Annotated in this window: 8 protein-coding genes; 6 read left to right on the forward strand and 2 right to left on the reverse strand. The window is 68.2% G+C overall.

Annotated features, from left to right (window positions below; all coding sequences use genetic code 11):
* Positions 1–130: 130 nt before the first annotated feature.
* Positions 131–1,243, forward strand: coding sequence for an efflux RND transporter periplasmic adaptor subunit (locus DK26_RS26375; protein WP_066479244.1), 1,113 nt, complete (start codon positions 131–133; stop codon positions 1,241–1,243).
* Entirely contained in the window at positions 1,240–4,323 is a 3,084-nt protein-coding gene (locus DK26_RS26380; RefSeq protein ID WP_066479246.1) for an efflux RND transporter permease subunit, read from the forward strand. Before DK26_RS26375 ends, DK26_RS26380 begins: the two co-directional genes overlap by 4 nt.
* 77 nt (positions 4,324–4,400) lie before the next feature.
* Here the strand turns inward: DK26_RS26380 and pbpC are convergent, their stop codons facing one another.
* Together pbpC and DK26_RS26390 are read right to left on the reverse strand one after the other, a co-directional pair.
* On the reverse strand, positions 4,401–6,641 hold the full coding sequence (gene pbpC / locus DK26_RS26385; RefSeq protein WP_083533622.1) for a penicillin-binding protein 1C: 2,241 nt from the start codon (positions 6,639–6,641) through the stop codon (positions 4,401–4,403).
* 7 nt (positions 6,642–6,648) lie between these two features.
* Positions 6,649–11,889 carry an alpha-2-macroglobulin gene (locus tag DK26_RS26390; RefSeq protein WP_066479249.1) on the reverse strand — a complete coding sequence of 1,747 codons (5,241 nt, stop codon included), beginning with the start codon at positions 11,887–11,889 and terminating at the stop codon, positions 6,649–6,651.
* Between the two features lie 293 nt (positions 11,890–12,182).
* On the opposite strand from DK26_RS26390, the gene DK26_RS26395 reads away from it, so the two are divergent.
* The 4 genes from DK26_RS26395 to DK26_RS26410 all read left to right on the forward strand — a co-directional run bounded on the left by DK26_RS26395 (position 12,183) and on the right by DK26_RS26410 (position 16,804).
* Positions 12,183–13,571, forward strand: a complete 1,389-nt coding sequence (locus DK26_RS26395; protein ID WP_157089859.1) for a trypsin-like peptidase domain-containing protein — start codon at positions 12,183–12,185, stop codon at positions 13,569–13,571.
* Between the two features lie 210 nt (positions 13,572–13,781).
* A complete protein-coding gene (locus DK26_RS26400; protein WP_248310119.1) occupies positions 13,782–14,714 on the forward strand; it encodes a tripartite tricarboxylate transporter substrate binding protein in 933 nt (310 codons plus the stop codon).
* Positions 14,715–14,799: 85 nt separating this feature from the next.
* Positions 14,800–15,294, forward strand: a complete 495-nt coding sequence (locus DK26_RS26405; RefSeq protein ID WP_248310113.1) for a tripartite tricarboxylate transporter TctB family protein — start codon at positions 14,800–14,802, stop codon at positions 15,292–15,294.
* Between the two features lie 4 nt (positions 15,295–15,298).
* Positions 15,299–16,804: a tripartite tricarboxylate transporter permease gene (locus DK26_RS26410; RefSeq protein WP_066479259.1), complete on the forward strand. Its 1,506-nt coding sequence runs from the start codon at positions 15,299–15,301 to the stop codon at positions 16,802–16,804.
* Positions 16,805–16,966 lie beyond the last annotated feature (162 nt).

Genomic DNA, 16,966 nt, shown 5'->3' on the forward strand with positions numbered 1-16,966 from the left:
TTGCTTCCGTCGTTGCGGGGAGTATAGGGCCCTCAATCGACATATCCGACATTCTTCCGCCTATTTGAGACCTTATCAAACTAGACCGTCCAGTCTAAGTTAAGCGCGCGGCACCGGAGCGTCCAGCCTCATGAAGCGTTTCTTCCTTCTCGTCCTGATCGCCGGGCTGGCTGGTGGCGGCTATTACGGCTACCAGAAGCACTTCCGGGCCGTAGGTCAGCCGGCACAGGCCGCCGCGACCTCGCCGAATCCGGGCGTTCCCGTCGAGGTCGGCGCGGTCGAGAGCATGACCGTCAACGAGGAGGTCGAGGCGCTCGGCACGCTCGCCGCCGATGAATCCATCATCATCGCCTCCGAAATCGCCGGCCGCGTGATTCACCTCGGCTTCCGCGAGGGCGAACGGGTTCAGGAGGGGCAGGAGCTGGTCAAGCTCGACACCGCCATCCTCGACGCCGAGCTGAAGCAGGCGCAGGCCGATCTTTCGCTGGCGCGCGACACGCATGACCGCAACCGCTCGCTGGTTTCGCGCGGCGCGGGCACGCAGGTGGCGCTCGAACAGGCGACGGCGCAGCTCGCCTCGCAGGAAGCCCGTGTCCAGCTCGTCCAGTCGAAACTCGCCCAGGCGACGATCAAGGCGCCGTTCACCGGCGTGGTCGGGCTGCGCTCGGTTGGCGTCGGCGACTACATCTCGGTCGGCAAGCCGCTGGTCGCGCTCACCAATATCGACCCGATCAAGGTCGACTTCCGGGTGCCCGAGATCTTCCTGACCCAGCTCAAGGTCGGCCAGCCGGTCCAACTCAAGGTCGATGCGGTGCCCGACAAGCCGTTCGCCGGCCAGATTTTCGCGATCGATCCGGTGGTCGACATCAACGGCCGCGCGGTCAGGCTGCGCGCCAAGGTGCCCAATGGCGACCTCGTGCTGAAGCCCGGCCTGTTCGCGCGCATCACCATCGTCGTCAACAAACGCGACAATGCGCTGGTGGTGCCGGAGACCGCCGTGGTGCCCGACGGCATCGGCAAGATGGTCTTCATCATCGAAAACGGGAAGGCCAAGCGCGTTCCGGTCGAGCTCGGCAAGCGCCTTCCCGGCAAGGTCGAGATCGTGAGCGGTCTCAAACCCGGCATGCAGCTCGTCACGGCCGGGCAGATGCGGTTGCGCGATGGCTCGACCGTTTCGATCAAGCAGAAGGCGAGCGTCCAGACGAGCGCATTGTCCGGCGCTGCTCCGGGCAGCGTGCAATGAGCCTGTTCGAACTCTTCGTCCGCAGGCCGGTCCTCTCGACCGTCCTCAGCCTGCTCGTCGTCCTGATCGGCTTCGTCTCCTATACGCGGCTCACCGTCCGGGAATACCCGAACATCGACGAGCCGATCGTCTCGGTGCAGACGACCTATCGCGGCGCCAGCGCCGAGATCATCGAGACGCAGGTCACGCAGATTCTCGAGAACTCGATCGCCGGTATCGAAGGTATCGAGACGATCACCTCGACCAGCCGCCAGGAGCGCAGCCAGATCTCGGTGCGCTTCCGCCCGGATGTCGACCCCGATGTCGCGGCCTCCGATGTCCGCGACCGCGTCAGCCGCGTGCGCGGGCGCCTGCCGGACGAGATCGACGAGCCGATCATCGCCAAGGTAGAGGCGGACGCCCAGCCGGTGATGTATCTGTCGCTGACCAGTTCGCGCCATTCGCCGCTGGAACTGACCGATTTCGCCGACCGCTTCATCGCAGACCGCGTCCAGAACATAACCGGCGTGGCCGAGGTCCGCATTCTCGGCCAGCGGCAATATGCCATGCGGATCTGGCTCGATCGCGCCCGGATGGCGGCCTACGCCATCACAGTGCAGGAGATCGAGGCGGCGCTACGGGCGCAGAACGTCGAGATCCCGTCCGGCCGCATCGAAAGCAATGACCGCGAATTCACTGTGCTCTCGCAGACCAGCCTGAACACGCCTCAGCAGTTCGAGCAGATCACGGTTAAGGACGCGAACGGCTTCCCGGTTCGCCTGCGCGACGTCGCCAAGGTCGAGCTCGGGGCGCGCGAAGAGCGCAATGCGGCCTGGTTCAAGGGCACGCCCTCGGTGACGATCGGCATCGTCAAGCAGGCGGTTGCCAACCCGCTGACCGTCTCGTCCGGTGTCCAGCTGGCCCTGCCCGGCATCATCGAGGATCTGCCGGATGGGATGTCGATCGCGACCTCCTACGACACCTCGATCTTCATCGATCGCTCGATCAAGGCGGTCTACACCACGATCGCCGAGGCGGTCGTGCTCGTCGTGCTGATCATTTTCCTGTTCCTGCGCTCGCTGCGCGCGACGCTGATCCCGCTCGTCACCATTCCCGTCTCGCTGATCGGCGCCTTCGCGCTGATGTATGCGCTCGGCTTCACGGTGAACACGCTGACCCTGCTGTCGATGGTGCTCGCCATCGGCCTCGTAGTCGACGACGCCATCGTCGTGCTGGAGAACATCCACCGCCATATCGAGGACGGCATGGAGCCGACCAAGGCGGCGATCAAGGGCATCAACGAGATCGCCTTCGCCGTGGTCGCGATGACGCTGACCCTGGTCGCAGTCTATGCGCCGATGGCCTTCTCCACCGGCCGCACCGGCAAGCTCTTCATCGAATTCGCGCTGACGCTGGCCGGCGCCGTGCTGGTCTCCGGCTTCGTCGCGCTGACGCTGACGCCGATGATGTGCGCCAAGCTGCTGCGGCACGAGCACAAGCACAACTTCCTCTACAATGCGCTCGAGCGCTTCTTCGAGGCGCTCTCCAGCGGCTATCGCCGGTCGCTGCGCTTTGCGCTGTCGGTCCGGCCGGTGATCGTGCTGCTGGCGCTGTGTGTTGCCGGCGGCAGCTACTACTTCTTCACCAATCTTCGTTCGGAACTCGCTCCGGTCGAGGATCGCGGCACCATCACCTCGATCGGCGTTGCCCCCGAGGGCGCGACCATGTCCTTCACCGCCGACTACGCCCGGCGCGTCGAGGACTATTTCAGCAAGATCCAGGAGGTCGAGACCTATCTCGTCATCGTCGGCTTCCCGGACGTGACGCGCGCCATCGCTTTCGCGCGGTTGAAGCCCTGGGAGCAGCGGCAGCGCAAGCAGCAGGATCTTGTCGCCGAGATCAACAAGGGTCTGTCGCAGATCCCCGGCATCCGCTTGTTCGCCACCAACCCACCCTCGCTCGGTCAGGGCGGCGCCAACAGCAAGCCGGTCGAGTTCGTGCTGCGCTCCTCGGATTCCTATGCCGAGATCAAGCAGAACGTCGATCGTCTGATCGCCGAGGTCCAGGGCAACCCGGCCCTGACCAACATCGAGACCAACCTCATTCTCGACAAGCCGCAGATCAAGGTCTCGATCGACCGCCAGCGCGCCGCCGATCTCGGCGTCGGCGTCGATGTGATCGGCCGTACCATGGAGACGCTGCTCGGCGGCCGCCAGGTGACGCGCTTCAACATGAATGGCGAGCAGTACGACGTGATGCTGCAGGTCGCGGGCCAGGACCGCAACACGCCGCAGGGGCTGCAGTCGATCTATCTGATGGGCCGGGGCGGCCAAGCGGTGCAGCTCTCCAGCCTCGTCCATATCGAGGAGAACGTCGCTCCCAAGGAGTTGATCCGCTTCAATCAGCTGCGTTCGGCGACGATCACCGCCGTGCCGGGTCCGGGCTATTCGCTGGGCGATGCGCTCACCGTGCTGGAGCAGGCCGCGGCGCGGATACTGCCAGCTTCCTACCAGAACGACTATTCCGGCCAGAGCCGCGAATTCAAGCAGTCGGGCTCGTCGATCCTGCTCGTCTTCCTGCTGGCGCTTGGCTTCATCTACCTCGTCCTGGCGGCGCAGTTCGAGAGCTTCATCGATCCCGTGGTGATCATGGTTTCCGTGCCGCTCTCCATGACGGGCGCGCTGGCCGCGTTGTACTTCACCGGCGGCACGATGAACGTCTACAGCCAGATCGGCCTGATCACGCTCGTCGGCCTGATCACCAAGCACGGCATCCTGATCCTCGAATTCACCAACCAGCTGCGCGAGGAAGGCAAGGAGATGCTCGACGCGCTGGTCGAGGCCGCCGAATTGCGCCTGCGCCCGATCCTGATGACGACCGGCGCCATGGTGCTCGGCGCGGTGCCGCTGGCGCTCGCTTCCGGCGCCGGCGCCGAGAGTCGCTCGCAGATCGGCTGGGTGATCGTCGGCGGCATGACCTTCGGCACGCTGCTCACGCTCTATGTCGTGCCGGTCGCCTACAGCTACATGTCGCGGGCGCAGCGGCCGGTGCATGGCGATGAGGCTGCCCACGCAAAGGCCCATCCGCAGCCGGCAGAATGAGGTCCTCGCAAGGCCGGGGGACTGCCCGGCCTTTTTTACTCCGTTTCCGAAGGCGCGTCGGACCTGACGCGCCTTCTTTATTGCAGCCGGACTGAGACGCTTTCGCTGGCGCCGGCGGCATCGACCACCGAAATCCGCACGAAACCTTTGCCGGGCGGCTGCCAGGCCGCCTCACGGCGCCGGACCGGACCGGTGATCGGCGCGCCGTCGACCAGCCAGGTGAAGGGCGCGACACCGCCGGCGACCTTGAGGCCGAGCTGCGGGCGGCCGCCTTCCGGGCTCGAGGCGGCAAGATCGATGCGGGCGCCCTCGGGCGGGAAGGCGAGCTTCAGCCCCGGCGTCGCCAGCGCCGCGACGGTCTTCGGCAGGTCCTGGCGCAGATGGCGCAGCGGCGGCGGCAGGGTCGCGCTGGTCGCGGCGATGACGCCGGGCGGCTGGAGGAAGGGGCGTGGATCGTGGCCGATGCGGGCGAAGGCGTCGAACAGGATCGGCGCCGCGACCGCCCGCCCGACGAGGCCCGGCACGGCGCCATTATCAGCACGACCGACCCAGACGCCGATGGTGTGCCGGCGGTCGAAGCCGACTGCCCAGGCATCGCGGTAGCCATAGGAGGTGCCGGTCTTGTAGGCGATCCGGCCGGGCGCGGCGTTGAGCGGCGGCGGTGCGCCGAGCAGCGTGTCGGCGACATAGAAGGCGGCGACCGGCTCGACGAGGCGGATCGATTGTGAGCCCTCATTGTGAGGAGCGCCGTCAGGCGCGTCTCGAAGGATGGTTCCAGAGGGCGGTGAAACATCCTTCGAGACGCCGCTTCGCGGCTCCTCAGGATGAGGGCGGGAGGACTTCACCTTCAGCGGGACGACCTCGCCGCCGCGGGCGAGGCCGACATAAAGCCGCGTCAGATCCGAGAGCGTGATGCCGAGCCCGCCGAGGCCGATGGCGAGGCCGGGAGCACCGCTCTCCCTGGGCATGGCGATGCCGGCGCCGGCATCCTTCAAGCGCGACAGGAAGCGTTGCGGTCCGAGCGCCGAGAGCAGTTCGACCGCTGGCAGGTTGAGCGAGAGCTGCAGCGCCTTGCGGGCGCTGACCATGCCCTGGAAGCCGAGGTCGAAATTCTCGGGAACGTAGAGCCCGTAGCGGGTCGGCCGGTCCTCCAGCATGGTCTCGGGATGGGCGAGGCCATTGTCGAAGGCGAGCGCGTAGATGAAAGGCTTCAGCGCCGAGCCGGGTGAGCGTAGGGCCTGCGTCAGGTCGAGCGAACCGGCGCGCCCGGCGTCGAAATAGTCGACGCCACCGACCGAGGCGCGGATCTCGCCGGTCTCGTTGTCGGCGACGAGAATGGCGATCGAGAGCTGCGGTCCCTGGCCGATGGCGCGCTCGCGGGCGAGCTGTTCCAGGCTCGCCTGCCAGCGCGCATCGAGGCTGAGACGGTGACTGCGCTGCGCGGGCGCTTCGGCGACCACCTGCTCGGCGGTGTGGGGAGCGAGCGCCGGGAAGGGCTTTCGCGCTGCCGCGATCGGCTCGTCGCGGGCCGCCGCGACCTCGCCCGGGGTGACGAGGCCGGCGGCCTCGACCCGGGCGAGCACGCGCTCGCGGGCCTTGAACGCGGCTTCCGGAAAGCGGTCGGGCCGGCGCGTCTCCGGCGATTGCGGCAGCGCGACGAGCAGGGCCGCCTCGGCGGTCGAGAGCCGCTTCGGCTCCTTGCCGAAATAGGCGAAGCTCGCGGCGCGCACCCCTTCGAGATTGCCGCCGAAGGGGGCGAGGGTGAGGTAGAGATCGAGAACTTCAGTCTTGCTGAAGCGCCGCTCCAGTTCGAGCGCGCGCACCGCCTGCCTGAGCTTGGCCGAGAGCGAGCGTTCCTGGCGCGGTTCGAGCAGGCGCGCCACCTGCATGGTCAGCGTCGAGCCGCCGGAGACGATGCGGCCATTGCCCAGCATCTGGCCGGCGGCGCGGATGATGCCCTGAGGGTCGACGCCGAGATGATCGTCGAAGCGCTTGTCCTCGTAGGCCTTGAGCATGGCAAGGTAGCGCGGATCGACATCTGTGGCGCCGACCGGGAGCTTCCAGCGGCCATCGGCGGTCACGAAGGGACGCAGCAGCTTGCCCTCGCGGTCGAGCACCACGGTCGAGCGGTCGCCGGCGGCGGCGAGGTCGAGCGGCGGGAGGGCGGAGGCGTACCAGAGCAGTGCGCCGGTCGTAGTGGCTGCCAAGGCGAGGACGCCGGCTCCTGCATAGGCGAGGCGGCGCAGCCAGGCGCGCTGCCACCTTCTCCCCCAAGGGGAGAAGGAAGAGGCGTCCCGCTGGTCTCGCTCGGAGCCCATTTCGTCCCTACCTCGCCGACGAGATGTCGACGGTGCCGAACCCCGTCCGGCCGAAGCGGTCCGGGCGGTACATGTCCTCGATCACCGCCGCCGGCTGAACATAGCGGCCAGGCGAGACGGCCCGGGCGATATAGGCGACGGTGTAGCTCAGCGGCTGGTTGCTGCTGCCGCTGCGCTCGAAGGCGGCGACATAGCGGTCGTCGCGCGCCTCGGTGTGGACGGGCGCGACCTCCTGCTTCAGCCAGTTGAGCCCCTCGACCGAGGCGCCCTCGGTCAGGTTGGCGTTCTCGATCTCGAGCCCGGCGGGGACGGGATCGACCAGCAGCAGCCGGCCATAGCGCGCCGCCGGCTCTGTGACCTTGAGCGCGACGACATAGCGCTCGTTCTGGCGCAGGCGCGCGGGATCGACCCGCTCGCCCTTCATGGTGAAGAGCGTGCGTTCCAGCGCAAAACCCTGGTTCAGGGCCGGCTCCGGCGTGGTCGGGATGCCGGAGACGGTGAGGACCGCATTGGCCGAGGCGGTGCCGGGATTGCCGATCACCAGCGGCTTGCCCTCCAGCGCGCCGGCCGGAACCGTGCGGTAGAAGGCGCCCTTGCGCTCGGCGCCGTCGACGGTCAGCGCCATGCCCTCCGCCTCCTTCGCCATCGCGGCGGCGGCCATCGCCATCCACATGTTCTCCTGCGTCGAGGTGTAGCGCGCGCTCTGGCGGGCGCTCTGCACGACATCGGCGGCGCGGTTCAGCTCGGCCCGGTCGCCATTGCTCTCGGCGATCAGGGCGAGCAGCGCCGCTCCGTCGCGCAGGCGTGAGCCGTAATCGGCACGCGAAAGCCCGTCATCGCTGGTCTGCTGCAGGCGGCCGAGCGCGCTGGCGAAGGCGGCGGCGCCACGGGTGCGGTCGCCGAGCAGGGCGAGCGCCGCCCCGATCTGGCCACGAGCCAGCGGCGAGGCGAAATCGGCGAGCTTGTTATCGGCGAGATAGCGCAGATCGCCCATCACCGGCCGCCCGTTCCGGGCGAGCACATAGAGCGCATAAGCGATGCCGGCCGCCTCCTCCTTGTTGATCTCGCTGGTGTTGACGACCTGGTTGCGCAGACGGTCGAGCGCCAGATTGAAGGCGATCTGCGGCACCGCGAACTGGCGCTCGCGGGCGCGGGTCAGGAAGTCGGTGACGAAGGCGTCGAGCCAGAGATCCTCGCCGCCGATGCTCCAGAGGCCGAAGGAGCCGTTGCCGCCCTGGCGGGCGAGCACGCGCTCGATCCCGGCGCTGACGCGCTCGTCGGCATTGCCGTCGAGGGCGAGCTGCTCCATCGAGGCGAGCCGGTTGACGACGAGCAGCGGCAGCGCCCGGCTGATCGTCTGCTCGGTGCAGCCATAAGGGTAGCGGTCGAGCGCTTTGAGAATCGCCGAGACGTCGAGCGCCGCGACCGGCGAGACCGAGACCGAGACGGCGCCGGAATCGGGCACGAGATCGGCCAGGAGGTCGGAGGATACCGTGAGCGAGCCGCCGCCGGGGATCGGGCGGACGATCCGCCGCGCGATCGTCTGCGTCGAGGGCTGCACGCGCACGGCGAGATTCTGCACCGTGCCGATACCGTTCGGCCCGGTGACCCGGACGTCGAAACTCGCCCGGCCGAGCCCGGCCGCGGTGACCGGGATGGTCAGCGAGCTCTTGGCGCCGGCGGCGAGCGTCATGTTGCGGCGGGTCGCGTCGGCGGCGACGACGACCGGGCCCTTGACGTCGAGATCGACGAGATAGGAACCGGCCGGGCCCTCGACATTGTCGATCTGCAGGTGGAAGCGAGACTGGTCGCCGAGCGCCAGGAAGCGCGGCAGCGTCGCCTGCGCCACGATCTGGTCGCGGACGAAGACGTCGGCGCTGGCCTGGCCGGTCTTCCCGGCCGACCAGGCGACGGCCATGACGCGGACCGAGCCATTGAAGGCCGGCATCTCGAAATCGACCTTGGCCGTGCCGTCCGGCCCGAGCTTGACCACGCCGGAATAGCGCGCCAGCGGCTCCTGGGTCGGTGCCTCGCCATTGAGCTGCGGGGCGGCATCGCCGCCGGAGCGGATCGCGCCGCGCGCGCCCTGCATGCCGTCGATCAGATAGCCGTAGAGATCGCGCAGTTCATGACCGAGCTGGCGCTGGCCGAAAAAGAACCTGCTCGGGTCGGGGCTTTCGAAGCGGGTCAGGTTGAGGATGCCGATATCGACGGCCGCGACCGTGATGAAGGCCTCTTCTCCAGGCTTGGCTCCGGTCACCTTGACCGGCAGCGACAGGGTCGAGAGCGGCCGCACCAGATTGGGAGCGCCAAGATCGATGGCGAGATTGCGCTCCGCCTTGCCGACGCTGAACCAGGCGAGGCCGATGGCGCGGCCGGGCATGCGCTGCGCGGCGGTGTCCATCGGGCGATGGGCGAGCGCGACGAGATAGGCGCTGGCGCCCCAGGCCGCCTTGGCCGGCAGGTTGATCGTGGTGCCGGAGGGCGAGACGTCGACGGTGCGGATCTCGTTGATGCCGTCGCCGAGCACGGCGAGCGTCGCCTTGCCGGTGAAGCGAGCGGTCAGGCGGATTTGCATACTCTCGCCATCGGCATAGGCGGCCTTGTCGAGCGCGACGTCGAGCACGTCGGGGGTGTCGGCGGTCTTGTCGGTCTCGTAGCCGACGCTGAAGGAGACGCTGGTCTCGTTGGCATCGGCGCCGTCGGCGCTGACATCGAGCCGGTAGTTACCCCACTCGACCGGGGCCGAGATGCGCGCGGCGGAAGCTTCGGTCACAGCAATCTCGCCATCCGAGACGCGGCGCGTCGACTTCACGCCCTCATAGTTCCAGCGGCCGTCCTGGTAGAACCACTGATAGTTGCGGGTGACCTTGGAGAGCGTCCACTTGACGCCCTGCCGGCCGATCCGGCGGCCGTCGCCATTGGCCATGATCACGTCGAAATTAGCGGTCTGGCCATTGCCGAGCTCGCCGTCCTTGAACGCCTTACGCACGCCGATGGCGGCGCCCTTGGGCACGATCGGCAGCGTCACCGAACGGGCGATGGCGCGCCCGCCGGGCTCGCCGACGCGCACCGTCAGCTCGACTTCGAGCGGCCGATTGGCCTCGGGCTCGGCGACCGGATTGACCGCGGTGACCTTGCCATTGGCGTCGGTCTTGGCCGTGTCCTCGAACTCCGACTGCTGCGGCTCGAAGGCCTCGTCGGTGAGGCCGACCTCGTAGCCGGCGAAGCCGGGGATCGCGCTCTGGCTCGCCGCGCGCACGGTCATCGAGCCGGTCACGTCGAGATCGGAGCCGGGCGCGCCGTAGAGATAGCGGGCGGTGACGTCGATCTCGGCCGGCTCGCCGGCCTGCAGCACCTGCTTCTTCGGCGCGAGCGTCAGCTCCAGCCGCTCCGGGACATAGTCCTCGACGAGGAAGGAGACCTCGCCGATGGCGGCGCCCTTGGGGTCGGAATAGGCCTGGACCCGCCAGGTGCCGGTCTGTGCGCCGGAGATCAGCGGAATCGAATGAGCTCGTCCACCGGCGCCCTGATCCTCGACCTGGCGGCGCCGGTACTCGACGCCGTCCGGCCGCTTGACCACCAGGGTCAACGGCAGGCCGGTGACGGCGGCGCCCTTGGCGTCGCGCAGCAGCGAGGTCAGGTAGACAGTCTCGCCGGAGCGATAGACGCCGCGCTCGGTGTAGAGGAAGGCATCGAGGCCGACCGGCGCGACGCGGCCCTTGACGCCGCGGTCGGAGAGATCGAACGCGGTCTGTTTGAGGTCGAGGAAGCCGTAATCCTCGGCCAGCGTCGCGGTGACGAGGCCGGGCGCATTGCCGCCCTGGCCTTTGGCGAGGCCGGCATCGAAGCGGGCATAACCGTTGCGGTCGGAGCGGATCGTCGCCAGCACCTCGTTGTTGCGGGCGACGAGGCGCAGTTCGGCATTGGCGACGGGCGAGGCGTCGGCGAGCGAGCGCACCAGGACATGCACGCCATCGGGGCCGGAGAACGAGGTCAGGCCGAGATCGGAGACGACGAACCACTGCGTCGCGCGGGTCGAGCCGTCATAATCATAGTCGCCATCCGAGCTGCTGGCTGCCGTGGTGCCGCTCGGCCGGGCGAACATCACATAGACGCCGGGCTGGAGTTGCCCGACGGCCTCCAGCGCCGGAAAGGCGGTGGTGACGTCCTTGTTGAGCTCGGACTTCACGTCCATCTGGCCGGCCCAGACCCTGGAGCCCTTGTCGGCGGCGATCTGCCCGGCGCTGTAGCTGCCGAGCTGGCTGAGGAAGTCCTCGGAATGGACCGAGTTGATCAGGTTGCGGTCGCCGATGCGCATCACCTCGAGATCGAGCTTGTCGGCATTGACCGAGACGACCGGGACGCCCTGCTGGCCGGTGCGCGGCAGCACATAGTTCTTGCCGGTGAAGCGCACGGAGGGGGCTCGGTCGCGGACATAGACCTCGTAATCGGCGGATTTCAGCAGCTTTTCGTCGGGCAGGGCCGAGGGCACGCCCTGGCGGATAACGAAGCCATAGCGCTCGCCATGGCGCAAACCGTCGACGCAGAGCTGGCGCTCCTCGGCGCTGACCGCGAAATCGCCCTTGCCGGTGATCGCCACGTAAGGCGCGAAGTCGACGCGGCCGCGCGCCAGCGGTTCCGAGAATTCGAAGCAGGCGCGCGGGCTCGCGGCATCCGAATCGGTCTTGTTGCCGGTCAGGCGGAAGCCGCGCTGGGCGCGCAGGGCCTCATAGTCGCTGCGCAGCGCGGCATTGTCGGCGATGTCGAGGCTGAGGCGGTAGCTGGTCAGGGCCGGGCGCCAGAGCTCGTTCTTCTCGAAGACGCGGGCGAGGACGCCGAGCGAGGTCGCCTCGTCGGCGCGCGCGCTCGAGCGCTGATAGGCGAGATAGGCGGCGCTGATGGCGCGCTCACGCAGTTCGTAGCGCTCGCGATAATCGCGCGGCTCGATGCCGATCGCGGCCTGCGCCATCAGGCGCCAGCCGGCGGGGTTGGCCGGCTCGGCCATGGCTGCGGCATTGGCGAGCGGCAGGGCGGCGCGGGCATCGCCGCGGGCGAGGGCGGCGTTGCCGTCACGCAGCAGGGTCGTGAAGGGCCGCTGGCTGGCTCCGACCTCGCGCTTCAGGCGCTCCTCCAGCCGCTGCCCGTCGCTGGCGAGATCGGGCCTGACATAGGCCTTCTGGGCGAAGGCCGGCGCCGCCGCGACGGTTAGACCGAGGATGAGGGCGAGACGGGCGAGGAGGGACATGACTCGGTCTCCGGGAAGGCGGCAGGCGGCACGAGGATAGCCGCAACAGGCGTCGACGCGATGACGTAACGTCGCGCCGTGGCCGAAACGAGGCTATCACCGGGCCCGGCCAGTGCAACTCGCAAGGCCGGGCCAACCGGTGCGTTTGGCGAGGTCTGAGCGGTTTTCGCCGGGCGGTTCGTCAAATCGTCCGTCAACCCCGCCCTGCGCCTCGCCCCCCTTGCCTCAACGGCAAGGCTCGCGCTGAATAGCCGGCCAGCAGCACGGCCTGCATGCCTGAACGGGAGGTCGCCTTGATCAGTTTCCGGTCGATTCCCGGCCTCGTCGCAGCCCTGCTGCTCTGCCAGGGGGCGGCGTTGGCGCAGCCGCGCCCTGCCGACCCGCGACTGGAAGCCGCGACGCGCGTCTTCGAGGGATTGTCGGAGGCCGAACGCAAGGCGATCCAGGCCGATCTGATCTGGACCGGGCATCTGAACAGCGCCGCAACCGGCAATTTCGGGCCGCTGACATTCCGCGCCGTCAACAGCTTCAAGGCCGGGCGTGGCCAGCCGGACGGCCAATTGAGCCCGGCGGAACGACAGGAACTGGTGCGGCTGGCCCGGACCGCGCGTGAGGCCGCAGGGTTCACGGTGGTCACGGACGAGCGCACCGGCGTGCGCATCGGCATCCCGCAGAGGTTGTTGCCGAAGCGTGAGGCCTTGCCGAATGGTGGCAGCCGCTGGCAGAGCGCCGATGGCAAGATCACGCTCGATGTCAGTGCCGGGCCGGCGAGCGAGCCGCTGGGGGCGCTGTTCGAGCGGCAGATCGCGGTCAATCCCAACATCCAGCGCCGCGTCACCTACAAGCTGCTGCAGCCGAACTTCTTCGTGGTCGCGGGCGAGACGCCGGGCGGCAAGTTCTTCCGTCGGCAGGCGAGCGGCCCCGGCGGCCTGCGCGGCTTCTCGGTCGGCTACGACAAGGCGGTTTCGGCAACCTTCGACAAGGTCGTGACAGCGATCGCCGACAGCTTCGAACCGTTCCCGACCGGGCCGGCGCCGGCGGCGCCCTCGGCCGGAGCCGCGGTTGCTGCCGCGGCCACTGCGATCGTGCCGCCTGTCGCAGCCGCGACCGAGCGCCTCGGCGTGGGACTTCTCGTCGGCCGCGAGCTGGTGCTGGCGGCGCAGGTCTCGGTCGACGGCTGCAAGGCGCTGAAGGTCGGAGGGCGCCCCGCGAAGCTGCGGCTGCAGGACCAGGCGAGCAGGCTCGCGCTGCTCGACGTGCCCGGCCTTGCGGCACAGCCGGGCCCGGGCCTGCGCGAGGCGGCGCCGATAGCTGGCGAGGCGGCAGTGGTGCTTGGCTTCGACGGCAATGGCGCGGCGCGCAGCGCGGTCGCGCTCGCCGGGGAGTTCAGGGCCGGCGCCGTCTTCGCGCCGTTGCAGCCCGGCGGCGCGGGCAGCCCGGTCTTCGACCGGCAGGGCCGGCTTGCGGGGGTGATCACCGCCAACGCGTCGGAGAAAACGCTGGTCGCGGGGGTCGCGCCGCAGGGCAGCTATGCGATGGCCGGGGTGGGCGCATTGCAGACGGTCCTGGCCAAGGCCGAGGCGAAGCTTCCGGCTGCGGGCGCCGAGAATGTCGACCGCAGCACCGGCGCCATCGTCGAGGCCTCCGGAAAGGCCGTGCTGCCCGTCTCCTGCGTCTTGTAAAATTGTATGCACGCCGGTGCATACTGCATGCAAAACTGTTGCCTCAACGGCAGCAATCGGTTCTGATAGCGGTTGAAGATCAAGACGGCCCCGCCTGCAGCGCGGAGAAGCCGTCACCTTCTAAATCGATTGAAGTGGAGGAACGCTACCGTGAGCAAATTCAGCAGACGTACGATTCTGAAGGGCGCCGCTGCGGCAGGCGCGACGGGCCTGATCGCGCGGCCGGCCATCGGCCAGGCGCAATGGCCGAACCGGCCCCTGACCATGGTCTGCCCCTGGGGTGCCGGCGGCGGCACCGACGCCACCGCCCGCATCGTCGCGCAGTTGCTGGAGAAGGATCTCGGCCAGCCGGTCAACGTCGTCAACCGCACCGGCGGTTCGGGTGTGGTCGGCCATTCGGCGATCGCGACCGCTGCGCCCGACGGCTACACGATCGGCATGCTCACGGTGGAAATCACCATGATGCACCATCAGGGCCTGACCGACCTGAAGTCGACGAGCTACACCGCGCTTGGCCTGATGAATGAGGATCCCCCGGGCGTGCAGGTCAGCGCGTCGGGCCCATACAAGGACATCAAGGCACTGGCCGACGCGATCAAGGCGGCGCCTCCCGGCAAGCTCAAGGCCTCCGGTACCGGTCAGGGTGGCATCTGGCATCTGGCGCTGGTCGGCTGGCTCGTCGCCATGGGCCTGAAGCCCGATCATGTCGCCTGGGTGCCGTCGAACGGCGCTGCGCCGGGCATGCAGGACCTGGCCGCCGGCGGCGTCGACATCGTCACCTGCTCGGTGCCGGAAGCTCGCGCCATGATCGATGCCGGCAAGGCGAAGTCGCTCGCCATCATGGCGACGGCCCGCAACCCGCAGTTCAAGGACGTGCCGACCCTGAACGAGACGCTCGGCATCAACTACTCGGTCGGCGCCTGGCGCGGCATCGGCGCCCCGAAGGGGCTGCCGGCGGACATCCAGGCCAAGATCACCGCCTCCCTGAAGAAGGCCTTCGACTCGAAGGAATACCAGGACTTCATGAACTCGCGCGGCTTCGGCATGAAGTTCGCCGACGGCGCCGGCTTCGCCAAGTTCATGGCGGATGGCGACGTGGCTATGGCCGCCGCGATGAAGGCGGCTGGCTTGGCCAAGGCCTGATCCCAAGAATGCCTGCGCACCGGGGCCGCTTGCCCGCGGCTCCGGTGTTTGCATCTCTCGAAACACCCGTCTGCATGGATTGACCGTGACACCGTTGAACGACCGTATCTCCGGGGGGGCCATCGCGACTCTCGGTGCCATAGCCTTCCTCTACGGCTCGAAACTGCCGCCGGTCCCCGGCCAGCAGGTCGGCCCTGCGGCCTTCCCGATGGTCGTGGGCGGACTGCTCGTGCTGTGCGGACTGATGATCGTGCTCGGCGTCGGCCGGCATTTCGAGGAGGTGGCCGAGGCTGATCTCGCCAGCCATACCGCGCCTGAATATCTCGAGCCGCTGCCGGCCTGGCGGGCCTGGCTCGCTTTGCTGCCGCCGGCGCTGGTTGTGTTCTACGCGCTCGCCTCCGAGCGGCTCGGCTTCCTGCTGACGGCCGGGATCATGGTCCTGATCGCGTCGCTGGCCTTCGGTGCCAGGCCGAAGCTCGCCGTGCCGCTGGCGCTGATCGCGCCCTTCGTCATCAATCTGATCTTCCTGAAGCTGCTGCGGGTGCCATTGCCCGGCGGCATGCTGCCTTTCCCTTGGTGAACCGATGGACACCCTGATCCAGGCCTTCGGGCTCGTCTTCGCGCCCGAGGTGATGATCGCCATCTTCGCCTCGGCGATCTACGGGCTGGTCGTCGGTTCGCTTCCCGGCCTGTCCGCCACCATGGCGACGGCGCTCTTGGTGCCGATCACCTTCTATCTCTCGCCGATCGCGGCAATCGCGACGATCATCACGGCGTCGGCGATGGCGATCTTCTCCGGCGACATCCCCGGCTGCCTGCTGCGCATTCCCGGCACGCCGGCCTCGGCCGCCTATGTCGACGACGCCTATGCGATGACGCGCAAGGGCGAGGCCGAGACGGCGCTCGGCATCTGCCTCTGGTTCTCGGCACTTGGCGGCATCGCCGGCACGCTCTCGCTGATGGTGCTGGCGCCGACCCTGGCCGAGTTCGCGCTGTCCTTCTCGACCTATGAGAACTTCTGGCTGGCGATGCTCGGCCTGATGTGCGCCACGCTGGTCGCACGCTCCTCGCCGATCAAGGCGATCGCGGCCATGCTGCTCGGGTTGCTGATCACCTGCATCGGCATCGACAATCCCGGCGGCGTGCCGCGCTTCACCTTCGGCTCTACCGATCTGCTCGGGGGTATCGAGGTCATCCCGGCGCTGGTCGGGGTCTTCGCGCTCTCCGAGGTGATGCGCTCGCTGACCGAACGCGAGCCGCCGAAGCTGGAACATCGCAAGCTCGGCAGCATTCTCAAGGGTCAGATCGAGCTGACCAAGAAGCATCCCAAGCAGCAGGTCCGCGGCAACATCGTCGGCATCATCATCGGCGTGCTGCCCGGCGCCGGCGCCGACATGGCGGCTTGGGTCAGCTACGCGATGGCCAAGCGCTTCTCGAAGACGCCCGAGAAGTTCGGCACCGGCCACCCGGAAGGGTTGATCGAAGCCGGCGCCTCGAACAATGCCTCGCTCGCCTCTGGCTGGGTGCCGGCGCTGCTCTTCGGCATTCCCGGCGACACGATCACCGCGATCGCCATCGGCGTGCTCTACATGAAGGGGCTGAACCCCGGCCCGACCCTGTTCACCGAGCAGGCCTCGAGCATGTACGCGTTCTACATCATCTTCCTGCTCGGCAACATCATCATGATCCCGCTCGGCATCATCCTGATCCGGATGGCGAGCCGTGTCGTCGGCGCGCCGCGCTCGGCGGTGATGCCGGTGATCATGGTGTTCTGCGCCGTCGGCGCCTTCGCCACCGCCGGCAACAACCTGTTCGCGGTCTGGTGCGTCGCCTTCTTCGGCTGCCTCGGCTACGTCATGGACAAGAACGGCTATCCGGTCGCAGCGATGGTGCTCGGCGTGGTCATGGGCACGATGGTCGAACAGAGCCTGGTGACGTCGCTGATCAAGTCGGACGGCTCGATCCTGCCCTTCTTCAGCCGGCCGGTCTCGATGGTGCTGGCGGCGATGACGATCACCGCGCTGCTCTGGCCGGTCTTCGTCTGGACCTGGCGGCGCATGCAGGCCCGGCGCCGGGTCTCGATGGCCTGACGCTTCGGCCGACCCGGCGCTGCCCGTCGGATCGGCTCGCTGGCCGAATCAGCGCTCGAACAGGTCGCCTTCGACCGAAGGCGACCTGTTCGTTTCCAAGATCTGGAGCATTGCTCCGGCGGAAAACCGGTTCCCACTTTTCCGCGCAATGCTCTAGAGAGC

The organism is Allobosea sp. WAO (assembly GCF_001509835.1).
Classification (GTDB): Bacteria; Pseudomonadota; Alphaproteobacteria; order Rhizobiales; family Beijerinckiaceae; genus Allobosea.